Source organism: Kitasatospora sp. NPDC047058 (assembly GCF_040643935.1).
Classification (GTDB): domain Bacteria; phylum Actinomycetota; class Actinomycetes; order Streptomycetales; family Streptomycetaceae; genus Kitasatospora.
Genome location: NZ_JBEYVJ010000017.1, coordinates 17,566 through 34,479, shown reverse-complemented (window position 1 = coordinate 34,479; position 16,914 = coordinate 17,566). Strand labels below are relative to the sequence as shown.

General features: G+C 72.8%; 14 protein-coding genes. 10 read left to right on the top strand and 4 right to left on the bottom strand.

Translation table 11 applies throughout. From position 1 onward, the window contains the following. The first annotated feature begins 243 nt into the window (after positions 1–243). The 7 genes from ABZ885_RS04425 to ABZ885_RS04395 all read left to right on the top strand — a co-directional run bounded on the left by ABZ885_RS04425 (position 244) and on the right by ABZ885_RS04395 (position 7,539). On the top strand, positions 244–414 hold the full coding sequence (locus ABZ885_RS04425; RefSeq protein ID WP_360183240.1) for a thiazolylpeptide-type bacteriocin: 171 nt from the start codon (positions 244–246) through the stop codon (positions 412–414). A gap of 247 nt (positions 415–661) precedes the next feature. Next, positions 662–841, top strand: coding sequence for a thiazolylpeptide-type bacteriocin (locus ABZ885_RS04420; RefSeq protein WP_360183238.1), 180 nt, complete (start codon positions 662–664; stop codon positions 839–841). A gap of 49 nt (positions 842–890) precedes the next feature. Next, on the top strand, positions 891–1,976 hold the full coding sequence (locus ABZ885_RS04415; protein ID WP_360183236.1) for a hypothetical protein: 1,086 nt from the start codon (positions 891–893) through the stop codon (positions 1,974–1,976). Between the two features lie 5 nt (positions 1,977–1,981). After that, positions 1,982–3,043: an LLM class flavin-dependent oxidoreductase gene (locus ABZ885_RS04410; RefSeq protein ID WP_360183234.1), complete on the top strand. Its 1,062-nt coding sequence runs from the start codon at positions 1,982–1,984 to the stop codon at positions 3,041–3,043. Between the two features lie 155 nt (positions 3,044–3,198). Next, entirely contained in the window at positions 3,199–4,050 is an 852-nt protein-coding gene (locus ABZ885_RS04405) for an ABC transporter ATP-binding protein (protein WP_360183232.1), read from the top strand. Then, positions 4,047–4,904 (top strand): ABC transporter permease, encoded by an 858-nt coding sequence (locus ABZ885_RS04400; RefSeq protein ID WP_360183230.1) that lies wholly within the window; start codon positions 4,047–4,049, stop codon positions 4,902–4,904. The genes ABZ885_RS04405 and ABZ885_RS04400 overlap by 4 nt, the downstream gene beginning before the upstream one ends. A 46-nt stretch (positions 4,905–4,950) precedes the next feature. After that, a complete protein-coding gene (locus tag ABZ885_RS04395) occupies positions 4,951–7,539 on the top strand; it encodes a lantibiotic dehydratase (RefSeq protein ID WP_360183228.1) in 2,589 nt (862 codons plus the stop codon). Between the two features lie 160 nt (positions 7,540–7,699). Here the strand turns inward: ABZ885_RS04395 and ABZ885_RS04390 are convergent, their stop codons facing one another. Both ABZ885_RS04390 and ABZ885_RS04385 read right to left on the bottom strand, forming a co-directional pair. Next, positions 7,700–8,650 carry a pirin family protein gene (locus tag ABZ885_RS04390; protein WP_360183226.1) on the bottom strand — a complete coding sequence of 317 codons (951 nt, stop codon included), beginning with the start codon at positions 8,648–8,650 and terminating at the stop codon, positions 7,700–7,702. A 202-nt stretch (positions 8,651–8,852) separates the two neighbouring features. Then, positions 8,853–9,281, bottom strand: a complete 429-nt coding sequence (locus ABZ885_RS04385) for an SseB family protein (RefSeq protein ID WP_360183278.1) — start codon at positions 9,279–9,281, stop codon at positions 8,853–8,855. A 293-nt stretch (positions 9,282–9,574) separates the two neighbouring features. Here ABZ885_RS04385 and ABZ885_RS04380 point away from each other — a divergent pair, with 293 nt between their 5' ends. Together ABZ885_RS04380 and ABZ885_RS04375 are read left to right on the top strand one after the other, a co-directional pair. Continuing rightward, positions 9,575–11,404: an acyl-CoA dehydrogenase gene (locus tag ABZ885_RS04380; protein WP_360183224.1), complete on the top strand. Its 1,830-nt coding sequence runs from the start codon at positions 9,575–9,577 to the stop codon at positions 11,402–11,404. Positions 11,405–11,730: 326 nt separating this feature from the next. Further along, positions 11,731–13,044 (top strand): M18 family aminopeptidase, encoded by a 1,314-nt coding sequence (locus ABZ885_RS04375; protein ID WP_360183222.1) that lies wholly within the window; start codon positions 11,731–11,733, stop codon positions 13,042–13,044. A 103-nt stretch (positions 13,045–13,147) separates the two neighbouring features. Here the strand turns inward: ABZ885_RS04375 and ABZ885_RS04370 are convergent, their stop codons facing one another. Both ABZ885_RS04370 and ABZ885_RS04365 read right to left on the bottom strand, forming a co-directional pair. Beyond that, complete coding sequence (locus tag ABZ885_RS04370) at positions 13,148–14,977, bottom strand: NHL domain-containing thioredoxin family protein (RefSeq protein WP_360183220.1); 1,830 nt, start codon at positions 14,975–14,977, stop codon at positions 13,148–13,150. 93 nt (positions 14,978–15,070) lie between these two features. Continuing rightward, on the bottom strand, positions 15,071–16,213 hold the full coding sequence (locus tag ABZ885_RS04365) for an acyltransferase (RefSeq protein ID WP_360183218.1): 1,143 nt from the start codon (positions 16,211–16,213) through the stop codon (positions 15,071–15,073). 209 nt (positions 16,214–16,422) lie between these two features. Here ABZ885_RS04365 and ABZ885_RS04360 point away from each other — a divergent pair, with 209 nt between their 5' ends. Further along, the gene (locus tag ABZ885_RS04360) at positions 16,423–16,845 is read left to right on the top strand and encodes a DUF350 domain-containing protein (RefSeq protein ID WP_360183216.1); all 423 of its coding nucleotides are present in this window, start codon (positions 16,423–16,425) and stop codon (positions 16,843–16,845) included. Positions 16,846–16,914: the final 69 nt, after the last annotated feature.

Sequence of the window (16,914 nt, the reverse complement as noted above, 5' to 3'; positions counted from 1 at the left end):
CAGTCCACCGGGTGCCCGTGCCACCGGTCGTCCGGACGACACCGGCCGGCCGGACGACGGGCCGCCGCGCGGCCCGTTCCCCGGGATCGGCCGATCCCTCCCACAGACCTCCCCCGTCAGGGGTGAGCGCCGGCGCTTCCTGGCCGGCCACCCTCCGCCGGCGTCCGCCGTGCGGAGTCCGGAACACGGCCCGAACGGGCCCGCTCCGGGAACGAAGCGATGAGATCACATGGAGATCCACAGATGAGCGAGTCCGTGAACACCCCGCAGGCCGAGCAGGTCGAGGTTCCGGCGGTCGACGTCGAGGAGCTGTCGGTGCTGGAGGTCGGCGACGCCGCCGCCCTGCCGGAGATGGGCGCTTCGAGCGGCGGCACCATGTGCTGCTCGTCCTCCTCGTCCACCTGCTGCTGCTGACCGAGCGGTACGCACACCGGCGCGCGGCCGCGACCGCGGAGCGGCGCGCCAGGCACTGTCCCGCGGGTGTTCCGGACCACCGGGCACCCGCGGGGCCCCGCGCCACCGGGCACCGACCCGGGCGCCACCCCGAGCACAACCCCGCGCCCACCGCAACGAGCACCGCCCCCGCGCACCCTAACGAGCACCACCCCGAGCCGCATCGGGCCCCACCCCAACCCCAGTCGCCGAACCTTCGCGAGGAGCCATGACCGAGTACCACCGGGCCGCACGTACCGAGTCGCCGGCCGACCCCACCGAGCTGGAGATCGAGGAGCTGTCCGTCCTGGAGCTGGGCGACGCGATCGCCCTGCCCGAGATGGGCGCCTCCAACTGGGGCGGCTGGTTCTGCTGCTCCTCGTCCTCCTCCGCCACCTGCTGCTGCTGACAGCGGACCAGCCGCCGTGCCGAACCCGACGCCCGTCAAGGAGACCCGTATGACCACCACCACGGACCCGCTGGTGATCCGGATCCACGGCCGTCCCGAACAGCCCCGCGCCTACGTCGCCGACGTGCTCGGCCCGCTCGCCACCGGACTGCGCCGCGACCACCGGCTGCGCGCCGTCCACCTGCGCCGCGGCTGGCGCGGCGGGCCCCACTACGAGGTCGTCGTGCGGCCCGAGAGCGGCCGCCCGCTGGACGTCTCCGGCTGGTCCGCCCGGGCCGAGGCCGCGCTGGCCGGCACCCCGCTCGACGGCCCCACCGAGGCCGACTACCTCCGCCAGGCCCGCCGGCTGGAGGAGTGGGAGCAGACCGGCCGCACCGCGCCGCCGCTCCGCACCCCCGGCACCGTGCTGATCGCCTCCGACGCGGCCGGCGCCGACTGGCTGCCCGACCTGCGCGAGGCCCGCACCGCCGTCCAGGGCGCCCTGCTCGACCCGCTGCTCGCGGCGCTGCGCAAGCACCGCGACGAGGAGGCGCTGCTCGCCCACCTCGCCGAGGTGATGGCCACCCTGGCCGGCACCCACCCCGGCCGGCTGCCCTTCGGCACCATGTCCTTCCGCTCGCACGCCGAGGCCTTCCTCGCCTCGCCGCTCGCCGGGCAGGACCACCGCCCCGAGTTCCGGCGCCGCTTCGAGCGGGACTCCGGCCGCCTCACCGCCCTGGTGCGCCGCCACCTCGCCGACGGGCCGGGACCGGAGACCGCGGGCTGGCACGCCGCCTTCCGCTACGGCTGGGGCTACCTGGACGCGCTGGTCCGCTCCGGCCGGCTCGGCAACGCCTACCTGGACGGCTTCGCGCCCGCCGCCCCCGACGGCAGCACCCGGCCGCCGACCCGCTTCCACGCGCTGACCGAGCAGTACGGGATCACCACCGACCCGGACGAGTCCTTCGCCTCCTACCGCAGCCTCCTCAACTTCTTCTACGAGCTGCTGCCGCTGCTGGACGTCACTCCGCTGCACCGCTACTACCTCTGCTTCGCCCTCGCCGAGGCCACCGACCTGGCCCTGGGCGAGACCTGGGAGGAGCGCATCCGCCGCGCCGCGCCCGCCCCGACCACCGCCACCACCACCACGGAGTGAAACCCATGGACTTCGGAATCTCGCTGCTCCCCGACGCCGGGCCGGACACCAAGTCGCCGTCCGCGTACTTCGACGACGTCCTCTCGCTGGCCCGGATCGCCGACGAGGCCGGGATGAGCCACGTCAAGATGACGGAGCACTACCTGCACCCGTACGGCGGCTACTGTCCCAGCCCGCTCGGGTTCCTGGCCGCCGTCGCCGCGCAGACCACCAGCATCCGGCTGATGACCGGCTGCGTCCTGCCGGCCTTCCACCACCCGGTGAAGCTGGCCTCGTACGCCGCGATGGTGGACGCGATCAGCCACGGCCGGCTCGACATCGGCTTCGCCCGCGCCTACCTGCCGTACGAGTTCGAGACCTTCGGGGTCGACATGGACAGCAGCCGGGAGCGCTTCGAGGCGACCATCAAGGCGGTGCTGCGCCTGTGGACCGAGGAGAACGTCACCGAGGACACCCCGTTCTTCTCCTACCGGGACGCCACCATCCTGCCCCGGCCCACCCAGACCCCGCACCCGCCCGTCTGGGCCGCCGCGGTGCGGTCGGCGGAGAGCTTCACCCGGATCGGCGAGCTCGGCCTCGGGCTGCTGATCACCCCCTCGCTGACCCCGCTGGAGGCCGTCCGCGAGCAGGTCGCGCTCTACCGCGACGCGTTCGAGCGCACCCACGGCGGCAGCGGGCAGCAGCCGCGGGTGGCCGCCAGCCTGCCGGTGTTCACCGCCGAGACCGACGCCGAGGCGCAGCGCCTCGGGGACCCGCTGCTCGCCGAGTACCTGCGGGTCTGGGGCGGCGCCACCTCGTCCTGGAACAGCGCCACCTCCAAGGCGTACCCCGGCTACGACCAGGTCGGGAAGTACGTCGGGATGATCACGCCGGAGCGGCTGCGCACCGAGGGCGGCGCGGTCGTCGGCTCCGCGGCGACCGTCGCCGAGAAGCTCGCCGCGTTCCAGGACGTCGTGCAGGCCGACCACATCCTGCTCCAGGCCGACTTCGGGGCGATGCCCGGCGACGTCGCGGAGCGCAGCCTGCGGCTGTTCCTGGAGGACGTCCGCCCCAAGTTCCTGGCCTGACCGGCCGCCACGATCCGGCGCCGGCCCGACCGGCCGCCACGATCCGGCGCCGGCCCGACCGGCCGTCACCCCGGCCCCACCGGCCGCCCACCGGCGGACAGCACCGCCGCACCACACCGCCCGGCCGTCCGGAGCGGGGAACACGAGGAGATGAGATGAGCCACGACGCACCGGCGATCGTGCTGAGGGGCCTCCAGGTCAGCTACGGCGACCACCGGGCCGTCGACGGGGTCGACCTGGAGATCCCGCGCGGCGAGGTGTTCGCCCTGCTCGGCCCGAACGGCGCCGGGAAGACCACCACCGTCGAGGTGCTGGAGGGCCTGCGCCCCCGCTCCGGCGGCGAGGTGCTGGTGCTGGGCGAGGACCCGGCCCGCGCCGACCGCCGCTGGCGGTCCCGGATCGGCGTGGTCCTGCAGACCGCGCAGGACCAGCCGGACGCCCGGGTGCGGGAGATGCTCGCCCAGTTCGCGTCGTACTACCCGGACCCGCGCGACGTCGACGAGGTGCTGGAGGTCGTCGGCCTCACCGAGAAGAAGGACGCGGCCCTGCGCGACCTCTCCGGCGGCCAGCGCCGCCGGATGGACGTCGCCCTGGGCATCGTCGGCCGCCCCGAGCTGCTTTTCCTGGACGAGCCGACCACCGGCTTCGACCCGGAGGCGCGCCGCCAGTTCTGGCAGCTGATCCGCGACCTCGCCGCCGACGGCACCACCATCCTGCTGACCACCCACTACCTGGACGAGGCCGAGCAGCTCGCCGACCGCATCGGCGTGCTGGCCGGGGGCCGGCTGGTGGAGGTCGACACCCCGGAGCGCTTCGGCGGCCGCGCCGAGGCCGGCACCGTCGTCACCTGGCAGGGCCCGAACGGCCGCGAGCGCCGCGAGACCACCAACCCCGCGCAGCTGATCGAGGAGCTGTCGCGGGAGTTCGCCGGTGCCGTCCCCGACCTTCAGGTGCACCGCCCGAGCCTCGAGGAGACCTACCTCGCCATGATCGGAGAAGCCCGATGACCATCGCCGCCCCCGCCCCCGCCGTCGCCCGCGCGACCGCGTCCGCCGCGCGCGCGCCGCTCCCGTCCCCGATCCGCCTGGGGCTGGCCCGCGGCCTGTTCGAGGTGCGGCTGCTGATCCGCAACCGCGAGGCCATGGTCTTCAGCATCCTGATGCCGATCATGCTGCTGGTGATCTTCGGCAGCCTCTTCGACCAGGTCGTGCCCGGGACCGGCATCAAGATGCGCGAGGTCACCGTGGCGGGCATGATCGGCTCGACGATCATGTCCTCGGCCCTCGGCACGATGGGCATCGGCATCGCGGTGGACCGCCACGAGGGCACCCTGCGCCGGCTCTCCGGCACGCCGTTCCCGCTGGTGTCGTACTTCATCGGCAAGGTCGTGCTGATCCTGGCCCAGGCCCTGGTCCAGGTCACCGTCATCCTGGCCCTGGGCGTCGCGATGTTCGGCTTCCAGCTGCCGAAGGACGCCGCGCACTGGTTCACCTTCCTGTGGGTCTTCGTGCTCGGCACCGTCTCCACCGCGCTGATCGGCATCACCATCGGCTCCCTGGCCCGGTCCGCCCGCAACGCCCCCGCGCTGGTCAACTTCCCCTACATCGGCCTTCAGTTCATCTCCGGAGTGTTCTGGGTGATCACCGCCCTGCCGAAGCCGGTCCAGATCGTCGCCTCGCTCTTCCCGCTCAAGTGGATGACCCAGGGGATCCGCTCCGCCTTCCTGCCCGAGTCCTTCGCCGCCGCCGAACCGGCCGGGGCCTGGGAGCACGGACGGATCGCGCTGGTCCTCACCGCCTGGCTGATCGGCGGCCTGGCCCTCTGCTGGGTCACCTTCCGCCGCAACGCCCGCCGCTTCTGAGCCGGCGGCGTACCGGCCCCACCACCGGTCCCCAGAGAGGATGGCCATGAACCACCCCGACCACCCCGCCGGTCCGCCCCGCGCGGACGGCGGCATCGCCGACACCGTCCAGCTCCGGGTCAACCCGCTGCCCGCCCGCCGGCTCTCCACCGAGGGCCTGCGCAGGTCACTCGCCCACCTCGCGCTGATCAAGCAGCAGCGGGACTCCTGGCAGCCGCTGGCCTGCGACGAGCTCTACGCCCTGGCCGGCACCGTCGAGGACCCGGAGCGCCGGCGAGGGGTGGTCGCGCTGCGCCGGGCGATCTTCAACGGGCGCGACCCGGGCGCGACGGCGGACGGATTCCCGGAGGCGACCAGCGCCTGGCTGGCACTCCACCGGGAGTACACCGCCGTCGCCGAGCGGGTCCGCGAACGCTACGGCGAGGCCGTCGAGCTGGAGCGGCGCAACCTGGCCGGCCTGCTCGACAGCCCCACCTTCGGCAAGGCCGTGTCGCTGCTCGCCCCGACGGTGCACGACACGGCCGTCCGGTACAGCGCGGTCGGCGGCGCCGCCGACCGCAGGCTGCGCAAGTCCGAGCGCGGACTGATCCAGTACGCCACCCGGGCGCTGCTGCGGACCAGCCCGCTCTCCCAGTTCACCGCCGTCGGCCTGGCCCACTGGGACGAGGACGGCCCGCAGCTCGACGAGGTCGAGTTCGACGGCGACACGGCGCGGGCCTTCGCGGAGATCGACCGCTCCGTGCTCAACCACGTGCTCGGCGGCCTGCCGGTCACCGGCGGCCCGGCCGGCTGGGTCACCGTGTCGCCGACCCTCCGGGCCGAGGCGGACCGGGTCTACTTCCCCCGCGTGGACGGCGACCGGGTGCGGATGCTCTCCGCCCCGCTCACCCGTCACCTGCGGCTGCTGCTCGCCATGGCCGGGATGGGCCCGTACCACGTCGACCACTTGGCCGAGGACCTCGCTGCCAGGACCGGCGACAGCCGGGAGGCCGCCGCCGACTACGTCGCCAAGGTCGTCGCCGCCGGCATGCTCACCGCCGCCCCCGGCCCGGACGAGCAGGACCGCACCGGCCTGCGCGCGATCGGCCGCCGCCTGTCGGGCGACCACCCCGCGGCGGGCCGGCTGCTCGACGAGCTCGCCGACGTGGTCGAGGGCATCGAGACCGCACCGGCCGGCCAGCGCCCCGCCCTGGTCGGCCGGCTGCCGCAGCTGGAGGAGCGGCTCCTGGAGGTCAGCGGGCGCCCGGCCCGGCTGCACGTCAACGAGGACCTCGTCTTCCCGCCCACCGCCCCGAGCCCGGCCGGCTACACCGGGGCCCTCGGCGACCTCGCCCACGTCCTGGAGTTCCAGTCCGCCTACGACCGCTTCCACGAGGTCCGGGCCCTGCTCACCGCCGCCTTCGTCGAGCGCTTCGGCGCCGGCGCCTCGGTCGGGCTGATCGAGCACGCCCAGGACCTGGTGAACGAGGTCTACCGGCGCGAGGACCTGCTGCGCACCGCCGGACCCGAGGGCCTCGGCCCCGGCGACGGCAGCCTGGAGCGGCTCCACACGCTGCGCCGCCGCGCCGTCGGGTCCCTGGTCCGCGAGGTGCACGCCGGCCGGCACCGCGACGAGGTGATCTGGGACGCCGGCTACCTCGCCGAGCTCACCGCCGGGCTGCCCGACCGCTTCCGGGCCGTCCCGCTCTCGTACGGGGTGCTCATCCAGCCCTCCGACGAGCTGCTCGTCGTCAACGACGCCTACGCGGGCCACGCCTCGCTGAACTCGCGCTTCCTGCACGCCGCGAGCAGCACCGGCGGCCCTGCCGTCGGCCGGCTCGCCGAGCGCCTGCTCGGCCTGTACGGCGCCGACGGCGCCCGGGTGCTGGAGGACCGCGGCCTGTACCGCACCAACATCAACCTGCACCCGCAGGTGCTCCCCGACACCGTCACCCCGCGCGAGTGGGCCGGACTGACGCTCCGCCACGACCCGGCGGAGGACCGTCTGGAACTGCTCGACCGCGACGGCCGGCCGGTCCGGGTGCTCCCGCTCGGCTCGCAGTACAGCGAGATGTACCCCTTCCCGCTGCGGCTCGCCTACTGGCTGGTCGGTTCCGGCCGGCTGGTGCTCGACCTCCAGGAGAAGGCCCGCGGGCGGCTGGCCGAGCGCGACCGCGACGGCGTCCTCGGCCTGCCCCGGCTGCGGGCCGGCCGGGTGCTGCTCCACCGCCGCCGCTGGTTCCTGGCCGAGGGGGAGCTCCCGCAGCCCGGGCCCTCCGAGGAGGAGGTCTCCTACCTGCTCCGCCTCACCGAGTGGCGGGCCGGGAACCGGGTGCCCGACGAGGTCTTCGTCAAGACCTCGCTCTTCCAGCAGGACCCGTCCGACTACGTCGGCAGCGCCTCCGAGTGGCGGTCGTTCATCGACCAGCGCAGGCGCGGCAAGCCGCAGTACGTCGACTTCTCCAGTGCCCTGATGGCCCGGGTCCTGCCCAAGCTCCTGGAGCGGCGCGGCGGCGGATACCTGGAGGAGGCCCTGCCGAGGCTCGGGGAGAGCCCGAACACCTTCGAGTGGATCGTGGAGTTCGACCGTCCCTCCGGCGGACGCTTCAGCGCCCTCCGCAGGGACGTGCTCCGGGCCGGCCTGGTCGGCGTCTGACCCGGCCGCCGCTCCGACGCGGCCGTCGTGCGGGCCCGGCCGCCGCTCGGGTCCGGCCGTGGGGCCGGGCCGGGCCGGGGCCGTACGACGACCGACGACCGACGGGCGGCCGGTGCGGGCAGGAACCTGCCCGCACCGGCCGCCCGTGCCGGTCACAGCCTCAGGACGCGGGGATGGTCCCCAGCCGGCCGGCGTGGAAGTCCTCCATCGCCTGCTGGAGTTCGCGGTGGCTGTTCATCACGAACGGGCCGTAGTGGGCGACCGGCTCCCGGATCGGCAGCCCGCCGAGGAGGACGACCTCGAAGGTGGCGCTGCGGGAGTCCTGGGTGTCGTCGGCCCGGATGGTGAGCGAGTCCCCGTCGCCGAAGACGACCGCCTGCCCCCTGTGGAACGGGCGCCGCTCGGTGCCCGCGGAGCCGCTGCCGGCGAGGCCGTACGCCAGGCCGTTGAAGTCGGCCCGCCAGGGCAGGGTGACCTGGGCGCCGGGGTTCACCGACACGTGGATCATCGTGATGGGCGTGTGCGTGGCGCCGGGGCCCTGGTGGCCCGCGATGTCGCCGGCGATCAGCCGGACGAGCGCGCCGCCGTCCTCCGAGGCGAGCAGCTTCACGTTGCCGCCCCGGATGTCCTGGTACTTCGGCGCGATCATCTTGTCCGCGGCGGGCAGGTTCACCCACAGCTGCAGCCCGTGGAACAGGCCGCCGGACATGACCAGCGACTCCGGCGGGGTCTCGATGTGCAGCAGGCCGGAGCCGGCCGTCATCCACTGGGTGTCGCCGTCGGTGATGACGCCGCCGCCACCGTGCGAGTCCTGGTGCACGAAGGTGCCGTCGATGATGTAGGTGACGGTCTCGAAGCCCCGGTGCGGGTGCCAGGGGGTGCCCTTCGGCTCCCCGGCCGCGTAGTCCACCTCGCCCATCTGGTCCATCATGATGAACGGGTCCAGGTACTTCTGGTTGATCTTGGCGAAGGCGCGGCGGACGGGGAAGCCCTCGCCCTCGAAGCCTTCCGGGGCGGTCGAGACGGCCAGCACCGGGCGCGGCCGGGCGCCTTCGGCGGGAGCCGCGACTCGCGGCAGAACGAGCGGGTTTTCGACGGTCACGGCGGGCATGTCGGCCTCCTTCGGGGGGTTCCTCTGGCCTACGTCCACGAGATTAGTTCAATCCTCAACAAGAAGCAAGTTGAATGTTGAACTATGTGTCGACGGTGCGGCCGGGAGTCCTCTTCGGGGGTGGTCCGGGTCCGGGCGGGCGCCGGCCGTCAGCCGCCCGGGAGGCGGCCGACGGGCGCGGGACGGGCGCCGGCCGTGCTCGTCAGCCGTACATCCGGCGCATGGTGAAGTCGACCATCTGCTCGACGGCCTTGGCGTCGAACACCATCCGGTGCTCGCCCTCCATGTCCAGCGCGAAGCCGTAGCCGGTCGGCAGCAGGTCGAGGACCTCGGCGCCGGTGACGGTGAAGTGCTTGGAGTCCTTGCCGGCGTACCGGCGCAGCTCCTTCAGCGAGCTGAACATCGGGATGACCGGGGTCGGCGTGTTGTGCAGTGCCAGGAAGCCGGGCCGGTCGCCGCGCGGGCAGTGCACCTTCGAGGTGATGAAGATGGCCTGGAAGTCCTCCACCGCCATCGACCCCGTGGTGAAGGCCCGGACGGCGTCCGCCAGCGAGGGCGGCGAGGGCTCGGGGTAGAGGGACTGCTGCTGCGACGCCTGCGGCTGCTCGCCGTACGGGCCGGGGCCGGGCATGCCGTTCATTCCCGGCTGCGGTCCCGCCTGCTGCTGGTAGGGATCACCCGGGTATGCGTTCTGGTCATAGCCGTACACACGGACAGGCTATCGGGAGCGCACCCGCCCGTGCTGGCGTCGATCCTGACAAGGAGTGGTCGTCCCGCCTTGTGGGACGTGACCACGTTCATAGCGGATTCACTGCCAGGGGCTTGAAACAAGTTACCGCTGGGTAGCATCATGATGCCTACTGGTGGGTACGGGGCGCCCGAACGCGGCGGTCTCCCGGAAGCGACGAACCGGAGAAAACGGCCATGGGTCACTACAAGTCCAACCTGCGGGACGTGGAGTTCAACCTCTTCGAGGTGTTCGGCCGCGACCAGGTGTACGGCACCGGTCCGTTCGCCGACATGGACGTCGAGACCGCGAAGAACATCCTGAGCGAGATCGCCCGTCTGGCCGAGAACGACCTCGCCGCGTCCTTCGCCGACACCGACCGCAACCCGCCGGTCTTCGACCCCGAGACCAACACCGCGCCGATCCCGGCCGCGTTCAAGAAGAGCTACCAGGCCTTCATGGACGCCGAGTGGTGGCGCCTGGGCATCCCGGAGTCGATCGGTGGCCAGGTCACCCCGAACTCGCTGATCTGGGCGTTCGCCGAGCAGATCCTCGGCTCGAACCCGGCCATCTGGATGTACTCCTCCGGCCCGGCCTTCGCCGGCGTCATCGCCGAGGAGGGCACCCCGGAGCAGCTGGAGGTCGCCAAGCGGATGACCGACCGCCTCTGGGGCTCCACCATGGTGCTGACCGAGCCCGACGCGGGTTCGGACGTCGGCGCCGGCCGCACCAAGGCGATCAAGCAGGAGGACGGCTCCTGGCACATCGAGGGTGTGAAGCGCTTCATCACCTCGGGCGAGCACGACATGTCCGAGAACATCATCCACATGGTGCTGGCCCGCCCCGAGGGCGGTAAGCCGGGCACCAAGGGCCTGGGCCTCTTCATCGTCCCGAAGTTCGACTTCGACTGGGAGACCGGCGAGCTCGGCGAGCGCAACGGCGTCTACGCCACCAACGTCGAGCACAAGATGGGCCTCAAGGCCTCCAACACCTGCGAGATGACCTTCGGCGCCAAGCACCCGGCCAAGGGCTGGCTGCTCGGCGAGACCGTCGACGGCATCCGCCAGATGTTCAAGATCATCGAGTTCGCCCGCATGATGGTCGGCACGAAGGCCATCGCCACCCTCTCCACCGGCTACCTGAACGCCCTGGAGTACGCCAAGGAGCGCGTGCAGGGCGCCGACATCTCGCAGTTCCTGGACAAGACCGCCCCGCGCGTCACCATCACCCACCACCCGGACGTGCGCCGCTCGCTGCTGACCCAGAAGGCCTACGCCGAGGGCATGCGCGCGCTGGTCCTGTTCACCGCGTCCACCCAGGACGACATGATGGCCGCCAAGATGCGCGGCGAGCGCGACGAGGCCGCCGAGCGCCTGAACGACCTGCTGCTGCCGATCGTCAAGGGCTACGGCTCCGAGAAGTCCTACGAGCAGCTCGCCCAGTCCCTGCAGACCTTCGGTGGCTCCGGCTACCTGCAGGAGTACCCGATCGAGCAGTACATCCGCGACGCCAAGATCGACACCCTGTACGAGGGCACCACCGCGATCCAGGGCCAGGACTTCTTCTTCCGCAAGATCGTCAAGGACGGCGGCCAGGCGCTCACCGCGCTGTCCGAGCAGATCCAGAAGTTCATCGGCTCCGCCGCCGGCGGCGACGCCCTGGCCGCCGAGCGCGAGCTGCTCGCCAAGGCCGCCGGCGACCTGGAGGCCATCATCGGCAAGCTCCTGGCCGACCTCTCCTCGGTCGAGCAGGACGTCAAGAACATGTACAAGGTGGGCCTCAACACCACCCGCCTGCTGCTGGTCTCCGGCGACGTCGTGGTCGGCTGGCTGCTGCTGCGCCAGGCCGCGGTGGCCCTGGCCAAGCTGGAGGCCGGCGCCTCCGAGAAGGACGTCCCCTTCTACCAGGGCAAGGTCGCGGCGGCCCGCTTCTTCGCGAAGAACGTGCTGCCGACCATCACCCCGCAGCGCCTGATCGCCGAGGGCATCGACAACGAGATCATGGAGCTGGCGGAGGAGGCGTTCTAGGAACGCCCGCGTCACCCCGTTGACCGCCTGACCCACCCTCACGCCGGAGGGCCCGGTTTCCGACCGGGCCCTCCGGCGTTTCCCCGTGCTTTCCGCGGCCGCCGCCGTGAGACGCCGTCAGGTGCCGCCCCCGGGCCCCGGATGACCCTGTGCGACGGGTATGCACCGTTCGGTACGCGTACGTCTGGTGGCGGCAGTTCACGTTTCTGTCAGCGTTCTGCATCCGTTGGGGCGTTCCGAGTGTCATGTCCGTGTACGGGCATATGCTCAGGGGGCGAAGCCGACTCCCCAACCGGCTTTCGGCCCTCCCTCGACCCAGGAGCAGCATGTCGACCGCCGCCCGCCCGGCCTTCTTCGACCGGACGCACACCGATGACCTGATCGCCTTCCTCGGTACGTCACCGTCGCCGTACCACGCGGTCGCCAGCGCCGCGGAGCGGCTGGAGAAGGCGGGTTTCCGGCAGGTCGCCGAGACGGACGCCTGGGACGCCGTGGCCGGTGGCCGCTACCTGATCCGGGGCGGCGCGCTGATCGCCTGGTACGTGCCGGAGGGCGCCGGGCCGGAGACGCCGTTCCGCGTGGTCGGCACCCACACCGACTCGCCGAACCTGCGGGTCAAGCCGCTGCCGGACACCGGCACGGCGGGCTGGCGGCAGGTCGCGGTGGAGATCTACGGCGGCGTGCCGCTGAACACCTGGCTCGACCGGGACCTCGGCCTCTCCGGGCGGCTCGCGCTGCGCGACGGCAGCCGCCGGCTGGTGCAGCTGGACGAGCCGCTGCTGCGCGTGCCGCAGCTGGCGATCCACCTCGACCGGCAGGTCAACGAGGGGATGAAGCTCGACAAGCAGCGTCACCTCACCCCGATCTGGGGCCTGGGCCCGGTCGACGAGGGCGCGCTGATCGCGTACGTCGCGCAGCGGGCCGGCGTCGAGGCCGCCGACGTGGCCGGCTGGGACCTCATGACGCACGACGTGCAGCCCGCCGCCTACCTGGGCCGCGACCGCGAGCTGCTGGCCGGTCCGCGGCTGGACAACCTGCTGTCGGTGCACGCCGCCACCGCCGCCCTGGCCGCCGTGGCCACCGCGGCCGCGACGGACGGCGCCGCGCTGCCCTACATCCCGGTGCTGGCCGCCTTCGACCACGAGGAGACCGGCAGCGAGTCGGACACCGGTGCGCAGAGCCCGCTGCTCGGCAACGTGCTGGAGCGCACCGTGCACGCCCGTGGCGGCAGCCCCGAGGACCGCGCCCGGGCGCTGGCGGGCACCGTCTGCCTCTCCTCCGACATGGGCCACGCCGTCCACCCGAACTACAGCGAGCGGCACGAGCCGGGGCACCACCCGATGCCGAACGGCGGGCCGATCCTCAAGGTCAACGTCAACAACCGGTACGCCACCGACGGCGTCGGCCGGGCGGTGTTCGCGGCGGCCTGTGAGAAGGCCGGCGTGCCGTGGCAGACCTTCGTCTCCAACAACGCCATGCCCTGCGGGACGACGATCGGCCCGATCACCGCGGCCCGCCTCGGCATCGCCACCGTGGACTGCGGCATCGCCGCGCTCTCCATGCACTCGGCGCGCGAGCTGTGCGGCGCGGAGGACCCGTACCTGCTGGCGAGCGCGATCAAGGCGTTCCTGGAGGGCTGAGCGGCCCGGAGCGGGACGCTCCGGCGTGTGAAGGCGCTCCCGGGCCCCGGGACGCGGACGGGGCCCGCACACGGCGTGCGGGCCCCGTCCGCGTCCGGCCCCGCTACTCCAGGCCGGCCAGCACCAGCGGCAGCCGGCGCGCGCCGTCCGCGGCCAGCGTCACCGGCACGCCCCAGTCCTGCTGGTGGACGTGGCAGGCCGGGTACTCGATCTCCGGGTCGTCGTCGCAGGACGCGGCCATCGCCGAGACGTGCAGCACGCCCTCGGTCACCCGGTCGGAGAGCACCAGCTCGCGGGAGAGTGCGGAGTCCGCGCCGGCCCCGGAGACCAGCAGCTCCGGCGGGGTGGAGCTGACCAGCAGCCGGGTGGACGGGCCGTAGCGCTCGTCCAGCTTCTGGCCGGCCGGCGCCTGGAACACCACGTCCAGCCGGAACGCGCCCGGCGCGACCTCGGTGGCGGCCCGCTGGGTGCGGTGCGCGACCGACTCGACCCGCACCGCCTCCTCGGGCAGCCGCAGCCTGGTCAGGCGGTGCCGGGCCGACTCGACCACCACGATGTCGCCGTCCACCAGGACGGCCCCGGACGGCTCGCGCAGGTCGGTGGCCAGCGTGCTGACCTCGCCGCTCGCCGGGTCGAAGCGGCGCAGCGCGTGGTTGTAGGTGTCGCTGACCGCGACCGAGCCGTCGGGCAGCACGGTGACGCCCAGCGGGTGCTGGAGCAGCGCCTGCCCGGCCTCGCCGTCGCGGTGGCCGAAGTCGAACAGGCCGGTGCCGACGGCGGTCTCCACCGTCTTGGTTCCACGGGAAACCGAGCGGAGCGCCGAGGTCTCCGAGTCGGCGACCCAGAGCCGCTCGCCGTCCGCCGAGACGGCCAGGCCGGAGGGCTGGGCGAACCAGGCCTCGGCGGCCGGCCCGTCGACCAGGCCCTCGTTGGTGGTGCCGGCCGCGACGCCGACGGTGCCGGCCTCCGGGTCGTACGCCCAGAGCTGGTGGACGCCGGCCATGGCGATCCACACCTTGCCGTCGAACCAGGCGACGTCCCACGGGGAGGAGAGGTCCACCTCGCGGGCCGGGCCCCCGGCGGCGGAGCCCTGCCACCACTGCCGGCCGGTGCCGGCCAGGGTGGTCACGCTGCCGTCCGCGAGCCGGACGCCGCGCAGCGCGTGGTTGACGGTGTCGGCGACGATCACGTCGACGCCCAGGCCGTCGCGGGCGGCGCCGGGCGGCAGCAGGGCCAGCCCCTGCGGCTCGCTGAACCGGGGGCTGCCGCCGTCCACCAGGCCGCGCACCCCGTCACCGATCCGGCGGACCACCGTCTCGCCGTCCTCGGCCAGCTCGACCAGCGAGTGGTGGCCGGAGTCGGCGACCAGGAAGTGGCCGTCCGGCAGCCGGACCGCCTTGCCGGGGAACTTGAGGGCGCCCTCGGTGGGCTCGGGCGCCACGTACGGGCCGTCGCCGCGGCGCAGCGTGCCCTTGGCGGCGTGCTCCGCCTCCAGCTCCTCCACCAGCCGGGCGATGGCGTGTGCGTGCCCCTCGCCGGCGTGCTGGGCGACCACGTACCCCTCGGGGTCGATCACCACCAGGGTGGGCCAGGCGCGCACCGCGTACTGCTTCCACGTCGCCAGCGCCGGGTCGTCCAGCACCGGGTGGTGCACCTCGTACCGGGCCACCGCGTCCACCACGGCCTGGTGGTCGGCCTCGTGCACGAACTTGGGCGAGTGCACGCCGACGATCACCACGGTGTCGCGGTGCTTCTCCTCGAGTTCCCGCAGCTCGTCCAGGACGTGCAGGCAGTTGATGCAGCAGAAGGTCCAGAAGTCCAGGATGGTGATCTTGCCCCGGAAGTCGGCGAGCGTGAGCTCCTTGCCGCCGGTGTTCAGCCAACCGCCTGCCCCGACCAGCTCGGGGGCGCGTACACGTGCACGAGATGCCATAACCCCATCAAACCGCACGGGGGGTGTTCCCATTCCGGGTGGTCGCCGGAGCGGGAACACCCCCCGTGCCGGGGTGCCGTGCGGGAGGCCCGTCTACTGGGAGCGGCCGGCCAGGGCCGGTTCGCCGTGGGGCTCGGTCCCGGTGCCGGACTTCTGGGCGGGGACGGCCGGGCGGGTGCCGGCGGAGCGGCTGTCGAGCCACTTGATCAGGCGGCGGCCGACCTCGATCATCGGCGTCTCCACCCGGCGGTGCAGTGCGTCGGCGGCGAACAGCGCGACCACGCAGGCGGCGGCGGCGAACTTGGGGGACTGCCCGGGGATCCACGGCGCCAGGGTGGCGGTGACGGGCACCGCGGAGGCCTGGAGCAGGTAGAGGCCGTACGAGCGCTCGCCGACGAAGACCAGCGGGCGCTGCGAGAGGATCCAGCGGCCCGGGCCGGGGCCCAGCAGGGTGGGCAGCAGGATCGCGACGCCGACGCCGTAGAGGAACACGGTGGGCTGCTCGTCGCCGAAGTAGGCGGTGAGGTCCGGGATGTGCTGGTGCAGGACGACGAAGCCCGCCGCGACCACCACGCCGACCACCGGGTGGGTCAGCGGGCTCAGCAGGGCGAAGCCGCGGCGGTGGTGCAGCACGATGGCGAGCAGGGCGCCGGTGAGCAGCACCGAGTAGTGGATGCCCATCCCCTTCCAGGTGTCGTTGTACCGGATCAGGACGAGCCCGATGGCGACGACGGCGAGGGGGGCGCGGAGCTTGCTGGAGACCAGGCTGACCAGGATCAGCGCGAGCGGCCAGACCAGGTAGAACTTCTGCTCGATGCCGATGGTCCACGTGTGCAGGTACGGGGTGTCGCCCGCCAGGTGGTACTCGTTCATGAAGCCGAGGAAGTGCGGCAGGTGGTCCATCAGGACGTTCCAGCTGTACCCGGACTTGTAGACGGCGACCATGGTGATCAGCAGTCCGACGTAGTACAGCGGCACGATCCGGAAGATCCGCCGGATGTAGAAGTTCCGCAGCGAGATCCGCCCGGTCCTGTCCTTCTCACGGAGCATCAGTGTCGTGATCAGGAAGCCGGAGAGGACGAAGAAGGTGTGGACGCCGATCCAGCCGGAGAGGAACTTGGACTGCGGCCCGCCGTAGTGGAAGAAGACCACGATCACGGCGGCGATGGCGCGCAGGCCGTCCAGTGCGTCGAACCTCCTCATCGCGAGGAATTCGGCGTGGGTCAGTCTGCGCATGGCGAGTCTCCGGGCGGGACGGTGGCGTCGGCGGGGCACCTGCTGGGGCGCCCTCGGTCAAAGGGCACCGACATCATGACCGACCTTGCGTGTTCTTGACCATCCGGTGGCGGACTGTGACGGTTCGGTGTGCTGCGGCCCTCCCGGGCCCGGGGGCCATGGGATATGTTTTGCCGATCCTTGACCGATGGACCCGGGGGCCAGACGACGTGAACGACATCCTGCACGGCCTCGGCGAGGCGGCCGCCTTCGGCGGCGTCGGCGTGGTCCTGCTGCTCCTCGGCATCGTCCTGGTGGACGTGCTGACGCCCGGGAAGCTGGGCCACCAGATCTGGGTCGAGCGCAACCGCAACGCCGCCGTGCTGCTCAGCTCGGCGCTGCTCGGCATCGGCGGCATCGTCTTCACCGCGATCCTCTACACCTACGAGGACTTCGGGAAGGGCCTGGTCTCCACCGCCTGCTTCGGCCTGCTCGGGCTGCTGCTGATGGCCGTCGCGTTCTGGCTGGTGGACCTGCTCACCCCGGGCAGGCTCGGCGCCATCCTGGTCGACCCCGAGCCCCACCCGGCGGTCTGGGTCTCGGCCAGCTGCAACCTCGCGGTCGCGGCCGTCGTCGCCGCGGCGATCGCCTGACCGCACCGCCCGACCCGCCGCCCGCCGGTGCCGCCGGGCCGGTCGCAGCTGATCGGGCCCTACGTCCGG